17 protein-coding genes are annotated in these 20,321 nt (G+C 71.8%); 13 read left to right on the forward strand and 4 right to left on the reverse strand.

All coding sequences use genetic code 11. From position 1 onward, the window contains the following. Positions 1 to 494: 494 nt before the first annotated feature. A complete protein-coding gene (gene aceE, locus P2424_RS08910; protein ID WP_276475238.1) occupies positions 495 to 3,242 on the forward strand; it encodes a pyruvate dehydrogenase (acetyl-transferring), homodimeric type in 2,748 nt (915 codons plus the stop codon). Positions 3,243 to 3,375: 133 nt separating this feature from the next. Here aceE and P2424_RS08915 read toward each other — a convergent pair whose 3' ends face one another. Beyond that, positions 3,376 to 3,783, reverse strand: a complete 408-nt coding sequence (locus tag P2424_RS08915) for a peptidase inhibitor family I36 protein (protein ID WP_276475239.1) — start codon at positions 3,781 to 3,783, stop codon at positions 3,376 to 3,378. Between the two features lie 504 nt (positions 3,784 to 4,287). After that, positions 4,288 to 5,901, reverse strand: a complete 1,614-nt coding sequence (locus P2424_RS08920) for an MFS transporter (protein ID WP_276475240.1) — start codon at positions 5,899 to 5,901, stop codon at positions 4,288 to 4,290. Between the two features lie 110 nt (positions 5,902 to 6,011). Here P2424_RS08920 and P2424_RS08925 point away from each other — a divergent pair, with 110 nt between their 5' ends. From P2424_RS08925 to P2424_RS08950, 6 genes are all read left to right on the forward strand, one after another. Continuing rightward, positions 6,012 to 6,641: a TetR family transcriptional regulator gene (locus tag P2424_RS08925; protein ID WP_276475241.1), complete on the forward strand. Its 630-nt coding sequence runs from the start codon at positions 6,012 to 6,014 to the stop codon at positions 6,639 to 6,641. Positions 6,642 to 6,800: 159 nt separating this feature from the next. Then, the gene (locus tag P2424_RS08930) at positions 6,801 to 8,060 is read left to right on the forward strand and encodes an alpha/beta hydrolase (RefSeq protein ID WP_276475242.1); all 1,260 of its coding nucleotides are present in this window, start codon (positions 6,801 to 6,803) and stop codon (positions 8,058 to 8,060) included. A 122-nt stretch (positions 8,061 to 8,182) separates the two neighbouring features. Further along, positions 8,183 to 9,058, forward strand: a complete 876-nt coding sequence (locus tag P2424_RS08935; RefSeq protein ID WP_276475243.1) for a DUF4429 domain-containing protein — start codon at positions 8,183 to 8,185, stop codon at positions 9,056 to 9,058. Beyond that, entirely contained in the window at positions 9,055 to 10,506 is a 1,452-nt protein-coding gene (locus tag P2424_RS08940; RefSeq protein WP_276475244.1) for a sensor histidine kinase, read from the forward strand. The genes P2424_RS08935 and P2424_RS08940 overlap by 4 nt, the downstream gene beginning before the upstream one ends. 16 nt (positions 10,507 to 10,522) lie before the next feature. Further along, complete coding sequence (locus tag P2424_RS08945) at positions 10,523 to 11,257, forward strand: response regulator transcription factor (RefSeq protein ID WP_276475245.1); 735 nt, start codon at positions 10,523 to 10,525, stop codon at positions 11,255 to 11,257. 328 nt (positions 11,258 to 11,585) lie between these two features. Further along, the gene (locus P2424_RS08950) at positions 11,586 to 12,776 is read left to right on the forward strand and encodes an alpha/beta hydrolase (RefSeq protein WP_276475246.1); all 1,191 of its coding nucleotides are present in this window, start codon (positions 11,586 to 11,588) and stop codon (positions 12,774 to 12,776) included. A gap of 173 nt (positions 12,777 to 12,949) precedes the next feature. Here P2424_RS08950 and P2424_RS08955 read toward each other — a convergent pair whose 3' ends face one another. Beyond that, the gene (locus tag P2424_RS08955; RefSeq protein ID WP_276475247.1) at positions 12,950 to 13,489 is read right to left on the reverse strand and encodes a MerR family transcriptional regulator; all 540 of its coding nucleotides are present in this window, start codon (positions 13,487 to 13,489) and stop codon (positions 12,950 to 12,952) included. An 85-nt stretch (positions 13,490 to 13,574) separates the two neighbouring features. Here P2424_RS08955 and P2424_RS08960 point away from each other — a divergent pair, with 85 nt between their 5' ends. After that, on the forward strand, positions 13,575 to 14,390 hold the full coding sequence (locus P2424_RS08960; RefSeq protein ID WP_276475248.1) for a serine hydrolase domain-containing protein: 816 nt from the start codon (positions 13,575 to 13,577) through the stop codon (positions 14,388 to 14,390). A 70-nt stretch (positions 14,391 to 14,460) separates the two neighbouring features. Here the strand turns inward: P2424_RS08960 and P2424_RS08965 are convergent, their stop codons facing one another. Further along, the gene (locus tag P2424_RS08965) at positions 14,461 to 15,153 is read right to left on the reverse strand and encodes a pirin-like bicupin family protein (protein ID WP_276475249.1); all 693 of its coding nucleotides are present in this window, start codon (positions 15,151 to 15,153) and stop codon (positions 14,461 to 14,463) included. Positions 15,154 to 15,360: 207 nt separating this feature from the next. Here P2424_RS08965 and P2424_RS08970 point away from each other — a divergent pair, with 207 nt between their 5' ends. From P2424_RS08970 to P2424_RS08990, 5 genes are all read left to right on the forward strand, one after another. Further along, positions 15,361 to 16,548, forward strand: a complete 1,188-nt coding sequence (locus P2424_RS08970; protein WP_276475250.1) for a helix-turn-helix domain-containing protein — start codon at positions 15,361 to 15,363, stop codon at positions 16,546 to 16,548. 100 nt (positions 16,549 to 16,648) lie between these two features. Continuing rightward, complete coding sequence (locus tag P2424_RS08975; protein WP_276475251.1) at positions 16,649 to 17,596, forward strand: ACP S-malonyltransferase; 948 nt, start codon at positions 16,649 to 16,651, stop codon at positions 17,594 to 17,596. A gap of 21 nt (positions 17,597 to 17,617) precedes the next feature. Continuing rightward, positions 17,618 to 18,652, forward strand: a complete 1,035-nt coding sequence (locus P2424_RS08980) for a ketoacyl-ACP synthase III (protein WP_276475252.1) — start codon at positions 17,618 to 17,620, stop codon at positions 18,650 to 18,652. A 71-nt stretch (positions 18,653 to 18,723) separates the two neighbouring features. Further along, a complete protein-coding gene (locus P2424_RS08985; RefSeq protein ID WP_276475253.1) occupies positions 18,724 to 18,972 on the forward strand; it encodes an acyl carrier protein in 249 nt (82 codons plus the stop codon). Between the two features lie 79 nt (positions 18,973 to 19,051). Then, positions 19,052 to 20,317, forward strand: a complete 1,266-nt coding sequence (locus P2424_RS08990) for a beta-ketoacyl-[acyl-carrier-protein] synthase family protein (protein ID WP_276475254.1) — start codon at positions 19,052 to 19,054, stop codon at positions 20,315 to 20,317. The last annotated feature ends 4 nt before the right edge of the window (positions 20,318 to 20,321 follow it).

Genomic DNA, 20,321 nt, shown 5'->3' on the forward strand with positions numbered 1-20,321 from the left:
CCAGTCATGTCTTACGAATATGGGGTTGCGACCCCGCGCGTACGCGAGGCATGGGCCGTAGTCCACACGGGCGGGCCGGATCACGCAAGTACCCGGCCTTCCATCCCGCCCAAACGTTGACGTCTCATACCACAATGCCTGATGGAGAGTGATTCAGGCCACATTGCAGCCACCAGGATCTGCCAGGTTTGCCCCGGCTGACCCGGGGGAGCCGTAAGGGTGCCCGGAGGGCCGAACGCACGTTTGGGGTGTCGGTGCGGAGCGCGGACCTCATCCCGGGACGGGCGTAAGGTGGCAGGTCGACCGTGTCGTTGCGCCTGCGTACACCCCTTTCCGGCCCGCCTCGAAAGGCGCTGGGTTACTTATCGGTAGAGATGACGTCACAGCAGCGGCGGTCCACGATGGAGGCGGCGCGCCGCTCCACTGAGCACGATCCAGGGCGTCCGCCGCCGCCGGCCCCGAGCACCATCCGACCGATACAGCGAAGGAACAGCGTGGCTTCCGGATCCGATCGCAACCCGATCATCATTGGCGGCCTTCCCAGCCAGGTCCCGGATTTCGATCCTGAAGAGACCCAGGAATGGCTCGACTCGCTCGACGCAGCCGTCGACGAGCGCGGACGGGAACGCGCCCGCTACCTCATGCTCCGGCTCATCGAGCGCGCCCGCGAGAAGCGCGTCGCCGTCCCGGAGATGCGCAGCACGGACTATGTGAACACCATCGCGACCCGGGACGAGCCGTTCTTCCCCGGCAACGAGGAGATCGAGCGCAAGATCCTCAACGCGACCCGGTGGAACGCGGCCGTCATGGTCTCGCGTGCCCAGCGGCCCGGGATCGGGGTGGGCGGCCACATCGCCACCTTCGCCTCCTCCGCCTCGCTCTATGACGTGGGCTTCAACCACTTCTTCCGCGGTAAGGACGAGGGCGACGGCGGGGACCAGATCTTCTTCCAGGGCCACGCCTCCCCCGGTATCTACGCTCGCGCCTACCTGCTCGACCGGCTCAGCGAGGCCCAGCTCGACGGCTTCCGACAGGAGAAGAGCAAGGCTCCGCACGGCCTGCCCAGCTATCCGCATCCGCGGCTGATGCCGGACTTCTGGGAGTTCCCCACCGTCTCCATGGGATTGGGCCCGATCGGTGCGATCCACCAGGCGCGGATGAACCGCTACATGGAGTCCCGCGGCATCGCCGACACCTCCAGGTCCCGGGTGTGGGCCTTCCTCGGCGACGGCGAGATGGACGAGCCCGAGTCCCTCGGGCAGCTCTCCCTGGCCGCCCGCGAAGGGCTGGACAACCTCACCTTCGTCATCAACTGCAATCTGCAGCGGCTGGACGGACCGGTCCGGGGCAACGGGAAGGTCATCCAGGAACTGGAGTCCTACTTCCGCGGCGCCGGCTGGAACGTGATCAAGCTGGTGTGGGACCGCTCCTGGGACCCGCTGCTGGCCCAGGACCGGGACGGCGTGCTGGTCAACAAGCTCAACACGACGCCGGACGGCCAGTTCCAGACCTATGCGACCGAGAGCGGCTCCTACATCCGGGAGCACTTCTTCGGCGGCGACCAGCGACTGCGCAAGATGGTCGAGGGCATGACCGACGACCAGCTTCTGCACCTGGGCCGCGGAGGCCACGACCACCGCAAGGTCTATGCGACCTACAAGGCGGCGGCCGAGCACAAGGGGCAGCCGACCGTCATCCTGGCGCAGACGATCAAGGGCTGGACGCTGGGCCCGAACTTCGAGGGCCGCAACGCGACCCATCAGATGAAGAAACTGACGGTCGACGATCTGAAGGGGTTCCGCGACCGGCTGCATCTGCCGATCCCGGACAGCGAGTTGGAGTCGGGCCTGCCGCCCTACTATCACCCCGGCCGCGACTCCGAGGAGATCCAGTACATGCACGACCGCCGCCAGGAGTGCGGCGGCTATGTGCCGACCCGGGTCAACAGGGCCAAGCCACTCCGGCTTCCGGACGAGAAGGCCTACGCCACGCTGAAGAAGGGCTCCGGGCACCAGCAGATCGCCACCACGATGGCTTTCGTGCGGCTGCTGAAGGACCTGATGCGGGACAAGGAGATCGGCAAGCGCTTCGTGCCGATCGCACCCGACGAGTACCGCACCTTCGGAATGGACTCCTTCTTCCCCTCGGCCAAGATCTACAACCCGCTGGGGCAGCTCTACGAGTCCGTGGACCGGGAACTCCTGCTGGCCTACAAGGAGTCGCAGACCGGACAGATGCTGCATGACGGCATCTCGGAGGCCGGCTGCACCGCCGCCACCATCGCCGCGGGATCCGCCTACGCCACTCACGGCGAACCGATGATCCCGATCTATGTCTTCTACTCGATGTTCGGCTTCCAGCGGACCGGCGACCAGTTCTGGCAGATGGCCGACCAGATGGCCCGGGGCTTCGTACTGGGCGCGACCGCGGGGCGCACCACGCTCACCGGCGAGGGACTTCAGCACGCCGACGGCCACTCGCAGTTGCTGGCCTCGACCAACCCCGCGGTGGTCGCCTACGACCCGGCCTTCGGCTTCGAGATCGCCCACATCGTCCGGGACGGGCTGCGCCGGATGTACGGCTCCAGCACCGAGCACCCGCAGGGCGAGGACGTCTTCTATTACCTGACGGTCTACAACGAGCCCATCCAGCAGCCTGCCGAGCCGGAGAATGTGGATGTGGAGGGGATCCTCAAGGGTCTCTACCGCTACCGGGCGGCCGAGCGGGGCACCCATGCGGCGCAGATCCTGGCCTCCGGCGTCGCTCTGCCGTGGGCGCTGGAGGCGCAGCGGATCCTCGCCGAGGAGTGGGACGTGAAGGCCGATGTCTGGTCGGCAACCTCCTGGAACGAACTGCGGCGCGACGCCGTGGAGGTGGAGGAGCACAACCTCCTGCACCCGGACGAGGAACAGCGCGTCCCCTACGTCACCAGCAAACTGCAGGCGGCCGAGGGGCCCAAGGTGGCGGTCTCGGACTGGATGCGGGCCGTGCCGGACCAGATCTCGCGCTGGGTGCCGGGCACCTACCAGTCGCTGGGCGCCGACGGGTTCGGCTTCGCCGACACTCGGGGTGCCGCGCGCCGCTTCTTCCACATCGACGCGCAGTCGATCGTGCTGGGTGTACTGACCGAACTGGCGAAGGAGGGGAAGGTGGACCGCTCCGCGCTGAAGCAGGCCATCGACCGCTACCGGTTGCTGGAGGTCGCGGCGGCCGACCCGGGTACCGCCGGAGGCGACGCCTGATTCGAGCACCTTCGGCCGGGAGCCCGCAGGCTCCCGACCCGGCTCCGGTGGCGGGGTGCGGTCCAGAAGCGGACCGCACCCCGCCACCGGGTCGCGGGATGCGTGCACCCGCCGCGCGTGCCCGGTGCGCACCTCAGTGCTCCCATACCTTGAAGGCCCGCACCCGGTAGGGCAGTTCGGGCGTCCACGAGCCCGAGGGGTGGGTGTGGAACTCGGCCGTCTCCGCGCACTCCTCGCTCTGGTAGAGGGTGACCGGTCGGCCGGTGCGATTGGCCGCCGAGGTGGCCGAGGCGCCACCCGCCAGCGGGATACAGCTCTCGATGTCGATACCGCGCAGTTCATGGACGCGTGATTCGCCCCGGAACTCCGTACGCTCCCACAGACAGAGCTCCCCCGGTCCGCACTCCCCCAGCCTGGGCGCGGCCTTCCGCTCGACGGCCTGGTGGTGGGGCACGGCAGAGCCCCGCGCCACCGCCTGCTGCTGGGGCTGCGCCCCCACGGGCTGTGCGGCGGCTGTCAGCGCCACCGCCAGCGCGGTCACGGCCAGGATTCCGGCCGCCCTCCTCGGACCTCGTCCGAACATGCCTTGCACGGCTGATCACTCCCCCGCTGAAGGCCGGGCACGTCGTCGCCCGGCGTGTGACCAGCATGTCCGCGCCGCGGAAGGGCAGCCAAGAGTAAACGGCCCGGTTCACCGGGACAGGTGGTGGAGTTGTCCACAACTCGCGAGTTATCCACCGTCACCGGCGAGACCGGGCCGGGAAGAGATCCGATACGCCACGCTGTGTCCGGCCAGTACGGGCAGCGAGCGGAGGCAGCAGTGGGGTGTGTCGAGCGCGGGTCCACCGGGCCCGGAGCGCGCCGGAGCCGAGAGTGCGCCGGAGCAGGGATGCGCCTGGCACGGGAAGCCACGGTTACCCGTCGGCGGGTCGGCAGCGTCGGCCGCATCGGCCGACGCTGCGTTCCGTACCCCGCATCCGGCGGCCGACCGCGGCAAGCCGTTCCCGAAGGGCCTCGCGTGCGGCCCTTCGAAAAGGAGACCGCCTCAGACGTGCACGGAAGGCCCGGCGTCGTTCTTGCCGCGGCTGGTGAAGACGGCCACGCCGGCGGCCAGGACCGAGACGGTGCCCGCGCAGACGAACGCCAGGCCCATACCCGAGACGAAGGCACCGTGCACGGCGTGCTCGATCGCCTCCGCCATCCGTTCCGGCGTCCCCTTCGGCACGGGCGCGATGCCCACTTCGGCCGCGTCCCTGAGGGCCGACTCCTTCTCTGCCGACAGCGGAGGCAGCTTGGCCTCCGCCCACTTGCGGGGGAGTTCGCTGCCGACCCGGGAGGCCATCACGGCACCGAGTACGGCCGTGCCGAGGCTCCCGCCCACCTGCATGGCGGCCTGCTGGAGCCCGCCCGCGACACCCGCGTGCTGCAGCGGCGCGTTGCCGACGATCACTTCGGTGGCGCCGACCATCACCGGTGCGAGCCCGAGGCCCAGCAGGGCGAACCACAGCGAGGTGACTCCCATGCCGCTGTCCGCCTCCAGGGTGGAGAGCCCGAACATGGCGACGGCCGCCAGAATCATGGCGCCGGCCAGCGGAACGCGCGGGCCGACCTTGGTGATGACCGTGCCCGCCAGCGGGGAGGCGACGATCATCATCGCGGTGAGCGGCAGCAGGCGCAGTCCGCTGTCCACCGGCGAGAGGCCGTTGACGTTCTGCAGATAGAAGGTGACGAAGAAGATGCCGCCCATGAAGCCGAAGGCCATGAGCACCATCAGCACGGTTCCGGCGGTCAGCGGTATCGAGCGGAACATGCTCATCGGCAGCAGTGGTTCCGCGACCTTGGTCTCCCAGAAGCCGAAGACGGCGAAGGCCAGCGCGGAGACGGCCAGGAATCCGAGGGTCCTGGGGTCGCCCCAGTGCCAGTCGGGCGCCTTGATGATGGCCCAGACGAGGCAGAACATGGCACCGGACAGCAGGAGGATGCCGAGCAGGTCGAAGGAGCGGGGCGCGTCCTTCGACCGCCGGTCCAGCAGCAGGACGAGTCCCATCACCAGTGCGAGCGCGCCGACCGGGATGTTGATGAAGAAGACCGACTCCCAGCCCTTGTGTTCGACCAGCAGCCCCCCGACGATCGGCCCGGCCGCCGTCGAGGCGCCGATGACCGCGCCCCAGATGCCGATGGCCGCGTTCAGCCGCTCGGCGGGGAAGGAGGCACGCAGGAGGCCCAGTGCGGCCGGCATCAGCAGAGCACCGCACACGCCCTGGAGCACCCGGAAGGTGATGACGAGCGCCACGCTGCCGGACAGGCCGATCGCGGCGGAGGCGGCGGCGAAGCCGACCACGCCGCCGAGGAAGGTCTGCCGGTGTCCGAAGCGGTCGCCGAGCTTGCCCGCGGTGATCAGCGAGACGGCGAGCGCGAGCAGATAGCCGTTGGTGATCCACTGGACATCGGCCAGGGAGGCGTCGAGGTCGTGCTGGATGGCGGGGTTGGCGATGGCGACGATCGTCCCGTCGAGGGCGACCATCGCGACCCCGAAGGCGACGGTGACGAGGGTCAGCCACGGGTGTCCGCGCAACCCGCTGCGGGGCTCCGGGCCGCCGCCGTCGGCGGATGCTGGGTCCGGCGCGTCGTCCGCGACGGTGCTGGTCTGGGTGGTCATGGCCGGAGGATAATGACAGCCGCTGACAATTGACAAACTAAATTATTAGTCGGTAAATGTCAGTTGTCACTCACGCATCGTGAGCGCATCGCCGGAGAGAGGAAACGGCATTGACGGGGCTGCGGGAACGGAAGAAACAGCGCACAAGAGACGCGCTGATCGTGGCCGCCCACGAACTCTTCGTCACGCAGGGCTACGAGGCCACCACGGTCGACCAGATCGCCGAGGCCGTCGACGTCTCCCAGCGCACCTTCTTCCGCTACTTCGCGAACAAGGAGGAGGTCGCACTCTTCCTGCAGAACATGGTGGAGCGCATCTACTACGAGGCCGTGTGCGCCCGTCCGGTGGCCGAGTCGCCGCTGGAATGCCTGCGCGGCACTCTCGACGACGTGTGGAACGACGTCGGAGTGGCTGTCGAGGAGATCACCCCGCTCCCTCTTCACCTGAAGATGTGCCAGGTCATCGAGGTGACCCCGCCCCTGCTGGCCGCACATCTGCGGTACTCGCTGCTGATGGAGGAGAAGCTCGTCCAGGAAGTCGCCCGGCGCACCGGGGTGGACGCCGACCGGGACCCGCGGCCGCGGGTACTGGTCGCCGCCTTCACCGGGGTGATGCGCACCGCCGCCCGGCAGTGGAGCATGCGCAACGACGCCTCCCTCGAGACGGCACGCGAGGTCACCCGCGACTACATCGCGCAACTGGGGCCCGCACTCGCCTCCGACTGGGGCCGACGGAGCTGAGCCCGACACCCGGACCCCGTACGGCAGTTGCACACCGTGACCGCCGCCCGTTGCGGACGCGCGACCCCGACCCGACCGCACAGTACGAAACGTGAGATGACTCACCCGGGGTCTCCGAATGCGGGACCGCTCAGCGGCATCTCCTAAGGTGTCGCCCCAGTGACTTACTTCCCCGCACCAGGCAACCCGTTGTCCGGACTCGGCGTTCCCGCACCGGGCGCCCCGGGCATCACGGTCTGGCGTGCGGTGCTCGCCCTGGCCGTCGTCCTCGTCCTGCTGGCGACATCCGGCTGGACGGCGGCGCGCAAGCACCAGGCGGAGCCCGGGCCGCGCGCAGCGGCGGTGCACGCCTGGAAGAAGGCCTCCCTCGCCGGGCGCCCGCTGCCCGCCCCAGACGCCCCGCCCGGCAGGATCGCCCACTACTTCCACGAGCTGAGCAGGGCCCAGCAGCGCGACCTCGCCGCACGCTTCCCGCTCGTCGTGGGCAACCTCGGCGGCGCACCCCTGGAGCTGCGCTACCGGGCGAACCGCACCGCGCTGCTCCAGGCGCGCGACACCGAGCGCAAACGGATGCGGGACGAGCGGCTGACCGAGGAGGGCCGCAGCCAGGCGAAGCACCGGATGCACCGCTTCAACTCGATGCTGAGCCCGCAGCGGCAGATCCTCGCCTTCGACCCGACGGGGCGCGGCCGGGCCGCCGAGGTCTTCGGCGACCTGCGCGACGCCCGGCGGGTCTCGGTGGTCGTCCCCGGCGTCGACACCGAGCTGCTGACCTTCGAGAAGTCGGCACGGCAGTACTCGGCCCCGGTCGGCATGGCCGACGCGCTGCAACAGCAGCAGCACACCACCCGCCCCGGCGCGGACACGGCGACCATCGCCTGGGCCGACTACACGGCGCCCGCCGGGCTCGGCGTGGACGCCGCCTCGGGCGGAGACGCCGAGGACGGCGCGGTACGGCTGGACGCCCTGGTCCGCGCCCTGCCCGCGACCTCGGCCGCGGCCGCTCCCGAGGTCGCGCTGTTCTGCCACAGCTACGGATCGGTGGTCTGCGGGGTGGCGGCGCACCGGCTGCCGGACAGCGTCACCGACATCGCCGTCGCCGGCAGTCCGGGGATGCGCGCCGACAACGCGGCGCAACTCGGCACCCGCGCCCACATCTGGGCGATGCGGGACGCCGACGACTGGATCGCCGACGTCCCCCACCTCGACGTCGGAGGGCTCGGGCACGGTGCGGACCCGGTGGCGGCCGGCTTCGGCGCCCGGCGTCTGTCGGCCCGCGACGCCGTCGGCCACACCGGCTACTTCGTGCCGCACACCGGCAGCCTCGCCAACTTCGCCGCGATCGGCACCGGCGCCTACCAGGACGTCGTCTGCGCCTCATCCGACCCGGGGTGCTCCCTCGTCCCGGACGCCTCCTGACAGCACATACCGGGCCCGCAGCACTCCGCCGGGCCGCATCCCGCCCCCGAATCTGCGCGCGTAGCACCACGGAGAGCGGCGGAGGGGGGACGGACGGCGGACCGCCGCATACGATGGCCCACATGGGTGACGTACTGGCTGGAATTCACTCCACCTGGGAGTTCACGACGGACTCCGTGCTCATCCGCTTCGAACGGGGGATTCGTACGCCGAAGCTCTTCCAGGTACTCGGGGAACGGCGTATCCCGTATGAGGCGCTGAGCACCGTCGAGCTGGCCCCGGGCGGCAAGCGCGGCACCGTCGTACTGCGCGCCGTGCCCCGGGAGGGCGCGGACCCCCTGCTGGAAGCGGCAGCCGGACAGCTCAAGGAGAGCTGCGATCCCTACCGGCTGGTGCTGCCCGCAGAACGCGAGCCGCTGGCGGACCGCTACGCGGCCGAGCTGCGGGCCGTCCTGCCCCAAGAGGCGGCCAAACCGGCGCCGGACCACCTGGTCGCCGCGCCCTCCGCCCCGCAGAGCTTCAAGGCGTACGACGGCAAGGCGTCCTTCGACGGCACGGGCGTCGGCTTCCGCTGGTTCTGGACGGGTGCCTCGACGGCCAAATGGAAGGCGGGCGACCAGTACTTCCCCGTCGGCGAGCTGGAGGGCGTCGAGTGGAGCTCGCCGGAGGGACCCGGCGGCCACCTGCGGCTGCGCCCGCGCGGAGCCGAAATCCTCGCGGAGGCCGACCAGGACCCGGCCTCCGTGGTGTTCGGCCTCGGCTACGGCCCCGTCTACGAGTCCCTGCCCTTCGCCGCCTCGGTCCTGGAGGCGGTACGGGCGGCCGGGCCGGTGCGGGACACCGGGAGCGTCTGCTCGCCCCCCACACCGACGCCACCCCGTTCGGACCCGGCGGATGTGGCCGAACGCATCCGGCACCTCGGTGAGCTGCACGACGCCGGACTGCTGACCGACCACGAGTTCACCGCCAAGAAGGCGGAGCTGCTGGCGGAGCTGTGACCCCGGGATCCGCGCTCTCCCCGCTGTGGGGGCAACTGCGCTCACTCGCCGCCGCACTGGCCACCCCCGCCGCCTCGCGTGAGCCGCTGCTGGGGCAGGCGTCCTCCCGCGCCGTGCGACTGCTGCCCTATGTGCTGGCGTCCGGCTTCGCGATCGTCCTCCTCCCGGTGACCGCCCAAGTGCTCTCGCACGACTTCGCGGTACCCGGCGGCTGGGCCGGTGCGCTGAGCGTGGCGCAGACCGCGCCCCTGCTCCTGGCGGTGACCCGGCCGCTGCCCGCCTGGTGGATCGTCTTCGGTGCGGACCTGGCCGGTGCCCTGGTGCTGCTGATGACGGGCGGAGGCGCCGGACGGCCCTGGCCATGGCCGCCGATGGTGATCGTGGGCTGCCTGGTGCTGTATCTGGCGCTGGCGCTGCGCGAGAGCCGCCGCACGCTGCTCGCCGTCTGGCTCGTGACGGTGGCCGCCTCACTCGCGCTGGGGTTCGCCGCGCCCGAGCGCAGCGAGGGGACCAACGTCCTGCTGATCGTGTTCAGCGGCGCCGTGCTGCTGCTCGGGGCCACCTTGCGGGAGCGAGCCGAGGCACAGCGGCGACTGGCCGAGCAGGAGCACATCAGCGAGGCCGAACGCGCCCAGCGCACCCTGCTGGAGGAGCGCGCCCGGATCGCCCGGGAGCTGCACGACGTGGTCGCGCACCACATGTCCGTCATCACCGTCCAGGCCGACAGCGCGCCCTACCGGATCGCGGAGATGCCGCAGGAGGCGCGCGAGGAGTTCGGCTCCATCGCCGCCGCCGCACGCGAGTCGCTGACCGAGATGCGCCGTCTGCTCGGCGTCCTGCGCAGCGAGACCACCCGCGGTGAACGTGCGCCCCAGCCCGGCCTGGAGCGACTGGAGCAGCTCGTGGAGGCGACCGTACGGGCCGGAGTGCCCACCGAGCTGAACCTCTCACTGCCCGGGGCGCAGGACGGGGCCGCGACGGGCGACGAGGCCGGTGCGGCGGATGCGGAGGGCGTTGTGGCGCCGACCGTGACGCTCTCGGCGTACCGGATCGTCCAGGAGGCGCTCGCCAACGTCGTACGGCACGCGCCCGGAGCCCGGACCCGCGTCTCGGTGACGGTGCCGGACGAGGGCTGGCTGTCCGTACTGGTCGTCAACAGTGCCTCGCCGGAACCGGAAGCGGCCCCGCTGGAGACGACCGGTACCGGGCACGGCCTGGTGGGGATGCGGGAGCGGGTGCGGCTGGTCGGCGGGAGCCTGCAGGTCGGCGCACTGCCCGAGGGCGGATTCCGGGTCGCGGCCCGACTGCCGCTGCACCCGGCCCCCTCCGCTGAGTCCGGACCGCACGACGAGGCGTCCCCCCGGGCCGACGCGCGCGACGCGGAGCAGGACCGGGCACCCGAGCACACACCCGACCCGCAGCACACCGGCTCCACCCCGCCCGTATGAAAGGCACCCTCTCAGCATGAACGGCATCGGCACGTCCGGCGTTTCCCCGACCGGCCGGGTGACCCGCCTGGTCATCGTCGACGACCAGGCCATGGTCCGGGCGGGATTCGCCGCGCTGCTGGCCGCCCAGAGCGACATCGACGTGGTGGGCGAGGCGCCCGACGGCGCGGCCGGCGTCGAACTGTGCCGCCGCGCCCACCCCGACGTGGTGCTGATGGACGTGCGGATGCCGCGGCTGAACGGCCTGGAGGCGGCCGAGCAGCTCCTCGACCCGCCGCCGGGGGTCACCCACCGGCCCAAGGTGCTGATGCTGACCACGTTCGACGTGGACGACTATGTGTACGAGGCGCTACGGCTGGGCGCCAGCGGCTTCCTGCTCAAGGACGCGCCGCCGGCCGATCTGATCGCCGCGGTGCGGGTGGTCGCCGAAGGCGAGGCTCTGCTGGCGCCCTCGGTGACCCGGCGGCTGATCGCCGAGTTCGCCCGGCAGCGCTCCGGGAACGGCCCGCGGCGGGGGCGGGCCCCGGCGTCCGAACTGCGTCTCAAGGCACTCACCGAACGGGAGACCGAGGTGCTGGAACTCGTGGCCCGCGGACGGTCCAACACCGAGATCGCCGAGTTCCTGGTGCTGGCCGAGCAGACGGTGAAGACTCATGTGAGCCGCGTCTTCGCCAAGCTGGGACTGCGCGACCGGGCCCAGGCCGTGGTCTTCGCCTACGAGGCGGGGCTGGTCGCGCCGGGCGACCAGTAGCGGCACCGGCCCGCGGCTGCGCGGGCCCCTGCCTCCACCGGCCCAGGGCAGCCCCTGGCCCCTGGCCCCTGCGACCTCGACATTCGGCCCACCGATCCGGGGCTCCAGCGGCTCTCGACCCCCGGCCCTGGCCCCGGCGGTCCATCGCCTCACCGGCCCGGGGCTCCGACGGCCCTCCGGACGCGGGCCCGCAGGCCCTGCGCCACCCCCTACCCCGGTAGCACCCCGCGGTTGGCTCCGCAGTGTGACGCCCCACGTACGACCGGCGCCGCACGCTCCCTCTGCCGCCTCCGGAGACTCCGCGGGCGGCGGGAGGAGGGACAGGCCCATGAAGCGCCGCCGCACGCGTGCTCTGCTCGTCGCCCCGCTCGTGGGAGCGGTGCTCGCCACCACGGTGGGTGTCACCAGCGGCACCCAGCAGACTCCGGTGACCGGGCCCGCGCCGGGAGCCGCCGCCTGGCGCGCGGACCGTGCGCTGGGGCGCACGCTGCCGGACCCCGCAACGGCGAGCCCCGAACGGGTGGCCGGATTCTTCGCGGAGCTGAGCGGGAGCGAGCAGCGGAGGCTGGTGCGGAGTCATGCGATGACGGTGGGAAATCTGGACGGCGTCCCCCTGCGTGTGAGGTATCAGGCGAACCGGCTGGCGCTCAAGCGGGAGCAGCGGACGCAGTCGGCGCGGGCGCGGGCGGAGGGGCTGACCCGGGAGGATCACCAGGAGGCCCGCAGGAAGGTCCGGCGATACGCCCGGCTGCTCGCCCCCGGACGGCAGATCCTGGCCTTCGATCCGCGCGGCCGGGGCCAGGTCGCCGAGGTCTTCGGGGACCTCGCGCACGCCACCCGGACCGCGGTCGTCGTACCCGGCTCCGACATCGACCTGGCCGGCTTCGACCGCGGCGGCGGAAACCGATACGGCAGGCCCGCCGGGATGGCCACCGCGCTGCACGCCCGGATGGTACGGCGCGCCCCGCACACCCGCAGCGCCGTCGTCGCCTGGGTCGGCTACACCACCCCGGTCGGCCTGGGCCCGGACGCCGCGACGGGGAAGCTCGCGGACGCCGGAGCGCCGCGGCTGGTGCGCTTCCTGAAAGGGCTGGCGCAGAACGGGACTCCGGCTCCCGCGGTGCTGTGCCACAGCTACGGGTCGGTCGTGTGCGGCCGGGCCGCCTCCCGGATCGACCGGTCCGAGGCCGCCGGGCTGATCGTCTTCGGCTCCCCCGGGATGCGGGCCGACTCGGTGGCGGGCCTGGACACCCCGGTGCCGGTGTGGGCGGCACGGGCCGCGGAGGACTGGATCGGCCACGTGCCGCACGTGCAGCTGCTCGGCCTGGGGCACGGCACCGACCCCGCGGACCCGGGGTTCGGAGCCCGTGTCGTCACCGCGTCCGACGCGGGCGGACACAGCGGCTATCTGAAACCGGGCACCGATTCGCTGGACAACTTCGCCTCGATCGCGCTGCGTGCCTACGGAGCGGTCCGATGCGCCCCCACCTCCCGGGAGTGCGCCGACGCCGCCCGCTGAGGTAGGCGCGCCGCGGGCGGTGATCCACGCGCCGGGGGCGGGTACCAGGCGGGCCGGCCGGATACCGGACGAGGCGCCGCGGCCCCGGCGCACCGAACTCGGACCGCAGGATGCCGAGGCGCGCGGCGGGACTGGGTTCACGCGGCGCGGGCGCCGCCGGCCGGTGACCGCGGCTACGCGTCCGCGGCCGAGTGCGGGGATCGCGGCTGGGCGGAGGCGTCCGGGGCGGCCACGGCCGTGACCGCGCGGGTCGCCGGGAGATCGCCGGTGTTGCGCGAGTAATGGTCGATCTTGTAGTCGAGGACCTCGAGCGTGTCGTGCAGCTCGGCGATCCGGGCGAGCACGTCCTGACGCGTGGCCTCCAGCAGGGCCTTGCGCTCACCGAACGTCTGCTCGCCCTGGCGCACCATTTCCGCGTAACGCACCATGTCCGCCACGGGCATCCCGGTCAGCCGGAGTTTGCCGACCAGATCCAGCCAATTCAGGTCCCGGACGGAGAAGCGGCGCTGGCCGGTGTGGGACCTGTCCACGTGCGGCATCAGGCCGATCCGCTCGTACCAGCGCAGAGTGTGCGCGCTCAGTCCGCTCAGTTCCGCGGCCTCGCTGATGGTGTAGCGGTGCTGCCCGTCGGGCTGTCGGCCGGTGCGGGGGGCCTCGGCGCACCGCACCGGTGCGGGGGGCTGCGATGTCGGCGGTTTCTCCGGCTGCGTCATGCTCACAAGTGAACGCTACGGACCTGGAGTGCGCTCGAAGCAAGGGGGGAATCGTCGGCACTTCGGTGCCGTTAGGCTCGGTGCCATGGACAGCCTGCGGATGATCGAGACCTGGCCGGTGCCCACAGCCGCGGCGGCCGTCGTACACGCCGACGGGACCGTGGCCGGAACCCGCGGCCCGGCCACGCAGCGCTTCGCGCTGGCCTCGGTCACCAAGCCGTTGACCGCCTACGCGGCGCTGATGGCGCTGGAGGAGGGCGCCGTCGAACTGGACGAGCCCGCCGGGCCCGAGGGGTCGACGGTCCGGCATCTGCTGGCCCACACCTCGGGGCTCGCCTTCGACGAGCACCGGACCATGGCCGAGCCCGGCACCCGCCGGATCTATTCGAACGCCGGTTTCGAAGCGCTGGCCGACCACCTCGCCAAGGCGACCGAGATGCCCTTCCCGCAGTACCTGCGCGAGGGCGTGCTCGAGCCGCTGGGCATGACGGGCACCGAACTGGACGGCTCGGCCGCCAAGGACGGCTTCTCCACCCTGGCCGACCTGACCCGCTTCGCCGCCGAACTGCAGTCCCCCACGCTGCTGGACCCCTCCACGGTGCGGCAGGCGACCTCGGTGGTCTTCCCCGGGCTCAGCGGGGTGCTGCCCGGCTACGGTCACCAGAAGCCGAACGACTGGGGCCTGGGGTTCGAGATCCGCGGGGCCAAGTCCCCGCACTGGACGGGCGAGACGTCCGCACCCGGCACTTTCGGGCATTTCGGCCAGTCCGGCACGTTCCTGTGGGTCGACCCGCGGGCGGGCGCGGCCTGTGTGGTGCTGACCGACCGGGACTTCGGCCCCTGGGCGGTGGAGGCGTGGACACCGTTCACGGACGCGGTACTGGCGGAGCTGGCCGGCTGAGGCACGCACACCGGCGGAAGCGGCGGGCGGCCGCTCTGCCGCGGAGGCTCGGTGGCGGACAGGGCGCGGCTCAGCCGTAGGCGGGTTCCGCGTGCATCTCCCACAGCAGCAGTTCGGCCCCGCCCTCGGCGCGCAGCTCCCCGCCCCTCTGCTGTCCGGTCAGCCGCGCCGCGTCGCCCTCGCCCAGCGCCGTGCCGTCCCGCGCCGCACCGTGCAGCAGCACCCGTCCGCGGGCGACATGGAGGTAGCAGTACGCGGCGTCGGGCAGCGCCGTGCGCTCCCCGTCGGCGAGGCGGCGCACGTGCAGTACGGCCTCGGTGCGCGGCAGCGCGAACGGGGTGCTGTCCGCGATGCCCCGCACCACCTCGTACTCGGGTGCGGTGCCGAACACCCCTGGAACCAGCCACATCTGGACAAACCGGAGCGGAGTGGTGCCCGCGTTGCGCTCGCTGTGCCGCACACCGCTGCCTGCGCCGAGCCGCTGTACGTCGCCGGCGCCCACCACGGTGGCGTGCCCGGTGGAATCGGTGTGCTCCAACTCGCCCTCGACGACCCAGGTGACGATCTCCACATCGCGGTGCGGGTGCGTGTCGAACCCGGCGCCCGGTGCGAGCCGCTCCTCGTTGCAGGCCACCAGGAGCCCGAAGCCGGTGTTGCCGGGGTCGTAGAAACCGGAGAAGGAGAAGGCGTGCCGAGTGTCGATCCCGGCACCCGGGTCACCGCCCCGGTACCTGTCCTCGGCCCGCCACACAACCTGCGCCATGCACCCCACGGTAGTCGCGGGGCCGGCGGGCGGGGCACGGCCCCCGACAGGCGCGCGGGCGGCGGGGAGCGCCGTGCGGTGGCCCTCGCGCGCGGCGGGGCACGCCATGCCCCGGGGCCGCCGAGCAGGGTCCGCTCCTGGACCCTTGGCGGATCCCCCTCGCGCCCCCGCGCCCGGCACGGGCATCCGGTAAGGCAGGCTTGTCCCGTGCCCGAAGCCTCAGATCCACCACCCCAGCACCCCCATCTGGCCACCCTTCGCCGTCTGGAACAGTCCTCCGGGAAGCTCGCCGCCGCCGCCATCGCGCGGATGGACGACCAGCTCCCCTGGTACCGCGCGATGCCGCCGGAGAACCGCTCCTGGATCGGCCTGGTCGCGCAGGCGGGCATCGCGGCCTTCACCGAGTGGTTCCGGCACCCGGAGACACCGCAGGCCATCAGCACCGATGTGTTCGGCACCGCGCCGCGGGAACTGACGCGCGCGATCACCCTGCGGCAGACCGTGGAGATGGTCCGCACCACGATCGAGGTCGTCGAGGCGGCGATCGACGAGGTGGCGGCACCCGGCGACGAGGCGGTGCTGCGCGAGGCGCTGCTGGTGTACGCGCGGGAGATCGCCTTCGCGACCGCGCAGGTCTACGCGCAGGCCGCCGAGGCGCGCGGCGCGTGGGACGCCCGGCTGGAATCGCTCGTCGTCAACGCGGTGCTCTCCGGGGAGGCGGACGAGGGCGCCGTCTCCCGGGCCGCGGCGCTGGGCTGGAACTCCCCCGAACATGTGGCCGTGGTCCTGGGCACCGCGCCGGACGGCGACAGCGAACTGACCGTCGAGGCCATCCGGCGCGCCTCCCGGCAGGCGAAGCTGCAGGTGCTCACCGGGGTGCTCGGCAGCCGCCTGGTGGTGATCGCCGGAGGCACGGACGACCCGCTGAAGGCGGCCAAGTCGCTGATCGGGCCGTTCGCGGCGGGTCCGGTGGTCGCGGGGCCCGTGGTGGGCGACCTGCTGGCCGCGACGCGCTCGGCGCAGGCCGCGATGGCCGGCCTGAAAGCGTGCGCGGCCTGGCCGGACGCTCCTCGCCCGGTCCTCGCGGACGACCTGCTGCCGGAGCGCGCGATGGCGGGCGACCCGGTCGCGCGCGAGCTGCTGGTGGAGGAGATCTACAGACCGTTGGAGGAGACCGGGTCGGCGCTGCTGGAAACGCTCAGCGTCTATCTGGAGCAGGCGAGTAGCCTGGAGGGCGCCGCACGGATGCTGTTCGTGCATCCCAACACCGTCCGCTACCGGCTACGACGTGTGACGGACGTCACCGGGTGGTCGCCGTCGGATGTCCGGTCGGCATTCACTCTGCGTGTCGCACTGATCCTGGGGCGTCTCGCCGACTTCGGAGGTCAGCCGTAAGCTGGCGGGCACCTTTTGTCGAGGGTCCACAATTACCCTCCCCGTTCTTCGTCTCGGTCCCCACCGGCCGAGACCCGTGTCCACAGGAGAGAGTGAAAGAGTGCTCGTACTCGTCGCTCCCGGCCAAGGCGCCCAGAAGCCTGGCCTGCTGACCCCCTGGCTCGAACTCCCCGGCGTCGCCGACCGGCTGGCCCAGTGGTCCGCCGCCATCGATCTGGACCTGGTGCACTACGGCACCGAGGCCGACGCCGACGCGATCCGGGACACCTCCGTGGCCCAGCCGCTGCTGGTGGCCACCGCCCTGCTGTCCGGCGACGCGCTGCTGGCGGCCGAACCCGCGCAGGACGCACCGGGCCGGGCCGCCGCCGTCGGTGCCTTCGCCGGGCACAGCGTCGGCGAACTGGCCGCCGCGGCGCTGAGCGGGGTGCTCACCCCGTTGGAGGCGCTGCGCATCGTCCGCGCCCGGGGTGCGGCGATGGCCGAGGCCGCCGCCGCTGCCGAGACCGGGATGTCCGCCGTGCTGGGCGGGGATCCGGACGTGGTCGCCGGGCATCTGGAGAAGCTCGGCCTGACCCCCGCGAACAGGAACGGCGCGGGCCAGGTCGTGGCCGCCGGTACCGCCGAGCAGCTCGCGGCGCTCTCCGCCGACCGCCCCGAGAAGGCGCGGGTCATCCCGCTGAAGGTGGCCGGGGCCTTCCACACCGACCACATGGCGAGCGCGCTGCCCGCCATGGAGGCGGCCGTCGCGGACGTGACACCGGGCGCGCCCGTCACCCGCTATGTCTCCAACTTCGACGGCGACGTCGTGGAGTCCGGCCCGGACGTGGTCCGCCGGCTGGTGCACCAGATCTCGGCACCGGTGCGCTGGGACCTGTGCATGGAGACGTTCCAGCGGCTGGGCGCCACGGCGCTGATCGAACTGTGCCCCGGCGGCACCCTGACCGGCCTGGCCAAGCGCGCCCTGCCGGACGTACGGACGCTGGCGCTGAAGTCGCCCGACGACCTCGCCGCGGCACGGGACCTCGTAGCCGCCCACACGTCCGCCTGACCTCCAAGGAGCCCGAGAAGCATGACCGCGAAGATCAAGCCCGCGCAGGGCTCGCCGTATGCGCGCATTCTCGGCGTCGGCGGATACCGACCGACCCGGGTGGTACCGAACGAGGAGATCCTCAAGCACATCGACTCCTCCGACGAGTGGATCCGCTCCCGTTCGGGCATCGCGACCCGACACTGGGCGGGACCGGAGGAGACGGTCGCCGAGATGACCCTGGAGGCCGCGGGCAAGGCCGTCGCAGACGCCGGAGTCACCCCCGACCAGGTGGACGCGGTCATCATCTCGACCGTCTCGCACTTCAAGCAGACCCCGGCGGTGGCCACCGAGATCGCCGACCGGATGGGCGCGGGAAAGGCGGCGGCCTTCGACATCAACGCGGGCTGCGCCGGCTTCGGCTACGGCCTCACCCTGGCCAAGAGTCTGATCGTCGAGGGCAGCGCGCGACACGTGCTGGTGGTCGGCGCCGAGCGGCTCTCCGACCTGACCGATCTGACCGACCGCTCCACGGCGTTCCTGTTCGGGGACGGCGCCGGAGCCGTCGTCGTCGGACCGTCCGACGAGCCCGGTTTCGGTCCCTCGATCTGGGGTTCGGAGGGCGACAAGCGGGACGTCATCTCGCAGACCGTCGCCTGGGACGGCTTCCGGGTCGGCGACGTGGCGCAGCTTCCGCTGAGCGAGGACGGCTCGGTGAAGTTCCCCGCCCTGCGCCAGGAGGGCCAGACGGTCTTCCGCTGGGCCGTCTTCGAGATGGCCAAGGTCGCGCAGCAGGCCCTGGACGCCGCCGGGATAACTCCCGAGGACCTGGACGTCTTCATCCCGCACCAGGCCAACATGCGGATCATCGACTCGATGGTGAAGACTCTCAAGCTGCCCGAACACGTCACGGTCGCCCGGGACGTGGAGACCACGGGCAACACCTCGGCTGCCTCCATCCCACTGGCGATGGAGCGGCTGCTGGCGACGGGGAGGGCGAAGAGCGGCGACACCGCCCTCGTCATCGGCTTCGGGGCGGGTCTCGTCTACGCCGCCACGGTCGTTACTCTCCCCTAGTCAAGATCCGAGCAGCCCCGTACGACAGGGTCGGGCGCTGCGGACTCACCGCTACACGAAGGAGCGCCGCAATGGCCGCCACTCAGGAAGACATCGTCTCGGGCCTCGCCGAGATCGTGAACGAGATCGCCGGTATCCCGACCGAGGACGTCCAGCTCGAGAAGTCCTTCACGGACGACCTGGACGTGGACTCGCTGTCCATGGTCGAGGTGGTCGTCGCCGCCGAGGAGCGCTTCGGCGTGAAGATCCCGGACGACGACGTCAAGAACCTCAAGACCGTCGGCGACGCGACCGACTACATCCTCAAGCACCAGAGCTGAGACATCCGTTGACGCGTTTGTCGCCACCCGGCATGCGGGTGGCTCAAACGAATCACCCCCTACCGTGGAGAGAATTCCAGTGAACGCGACCAATCACTCCGTGGTCGTCACCGGTATCGGCGCAACCACACCGCTGGGTGGCGACAGCGCATCGACCTGGGAAGGGCTCGTCGCCGGGCGCTCGGGCGCGGCGCTCCTCGAGGAGGAGTGGGCCGCCGACCTGCCGGTACGGATCGCGGCCCGGGCCGCTGTCGACCCGAGCGAGGTCATCCCCCGCCCCCAGGCCAGGCGGCTGGACCGCTCGGCGCAGTTCGCGCTGATCGCGGCCCGCGAAGCGTGGGCCGACGCGGGCTTCACCGCCCGGGCCGGTGAGGACGCCTCCGTCAACCCGGACCGGCTGGGCGCCGTGGTGGCGTCCGGGATCGGCGGCGTGACCACGCTGCTGGACCAGTACGACGTGCTGCGCGAGAAGGGCGTCCGCCGCGTCTCGCCGCACACGGTGCCGATGCTGATGCCGAACGGTCCCTCGGCCAACGTGGGTCTGGAGGTCAACGCCAGGGCCGGGGTGCACACCCCGGTCAGCGCCTGCGCCTCCGGCTCCGAGGCGGTCGGGTACGCGATCGAGATGATCCGCACCGGCCGTGCCGACATCGTCGTCGCAGGCGGTACCGAGGCGGCCATCCATCCGCTGCCGATCGTCGCGTTCGGCAACATGATGGCGATGTCCAAGAACAACGAGGACCCCCAGGGCGCCTCCCGCCCCTTCGACGTGGACCGGAACGGGTTCGTGCTCGGCGAGGGCGCCGGAGTGATCGTGCTGGAGTCGGCCGAGCACGCCCGCCGCCGCGGAGCCCGGGTCTACGCCGAGGCGATGGGCCAGGGCATCTCGGCCGACAGCCACGACATCGTGCAGCCGGAGCCCTCGGGCAACGGCATCGCGCACGCGCTGCAGCACCTGGCCGCCAACACCGACCTGGACCCGGCCGAGGTCATGCACATCAACGCGCACGCGACCTCGACACCGCAGGGCGACCTGGCGGAGCTGAAGGCGCTGCGCAAGGTGTTCGGCGACGACGTCGACCACATGAGCATCTCGGCGACCAAGTCGATGACCGGGCATCTGCTCGGCGGCGCGGGCGGTGTCGAGACGGTGGCCACGCTGCTGGCGCTGCACAACCGCACGGCGCCGCCGACCATCAACATCGACAACCTCGACCCGGAGGTGGACGGGGACATCGTGCGCGATGTCGCCCGCGAGCTCCCGGCCGAGGGCCGGATCGCCGCGCTGAACAACTCCTTCGGCTTCGGCGGCCACAACGTGGTGCTGGCGTTCCGTACGGTGTGATCCC

This window comes from Streptomyces sp. WMMB303 (assembly GCF_029351045.1).
Taxonomy (GTDB): Bacteria; Actinomycetota; Actinomycetes; order Streptomycetales; family Streptomycetaceae; genus Streptomyces.

What these genes read in the sequence shown, in the direction of transcription:
- P2424_RS08920 (WP_276475240.1), bottom strand. Translation starts at nt 5,901, where the DNA reads ATGACCACCCAGACCAGCACCGTCGCGGACGACGCGCCGGACCCAGCA.
- P2424_RS08935 (WP_276475243.1), top strand. Translation starts at nt 8,183, where the DNA reads ATGGGTGACGTACTGGCTGGAATTCACTCCACCTGGGAGTTCACGACG.
- P2424_RS08945 (WP_276475245.1), top strand. Translation starts at nt 10,523, where the DNA reads ATGAACGGCATCGGCACGTCCGGCGTTTCCCCGACCGGCCGGGTGACC.
- P2424_RS08950 (WP_276475246.1), top strand. Translation starts at nt 11,586, where the DNA reads ATGAAGCGCCGCCGCACGCGTGCTCTGCTCGTCGCCCCGCTCGTGGGA.
- P2424_RS08955 (WP_276475247.1), bottom strand. Translation starts at nt 13,489, where the DNA reads ATGACGCAGCCGGAGAAACCGCCGACATCGCAGCCCCCCGCACCGGTG.
- P2424_RS08960 (WP_276475248.1), top strand. Translation starts at nt 13,575, where the DNA reads ATGGACAGCCTGCGGATGATCGAGACCTGGCCGGTGCCCACAGCCGCG.
- P2424_RS08965 (WP_276475249.1), bottom strand. Translation starts at nt 15,153, where the DNA reads ATGGCGCAGGTTGTGTGGCGGGCCGAGGACAGGTACCGGGGCGGTGAC.
- P2424_RS08980 (WP_276475252.1), top strand. Translation starts at nt 17,618, where the DNA reads ATGACCGCGAAGATCAAGCCCGCGCAGGGCTCGCCGTATGCGCGCATT.
- P2424_RS08985 (WP_276475253.1), top strand. Translation starts at nt 18,724, where the DNA reads ATGGCCGCCACTCAGGAAGACATCGTCTCGGGCCTCGCCGAGATCGTG.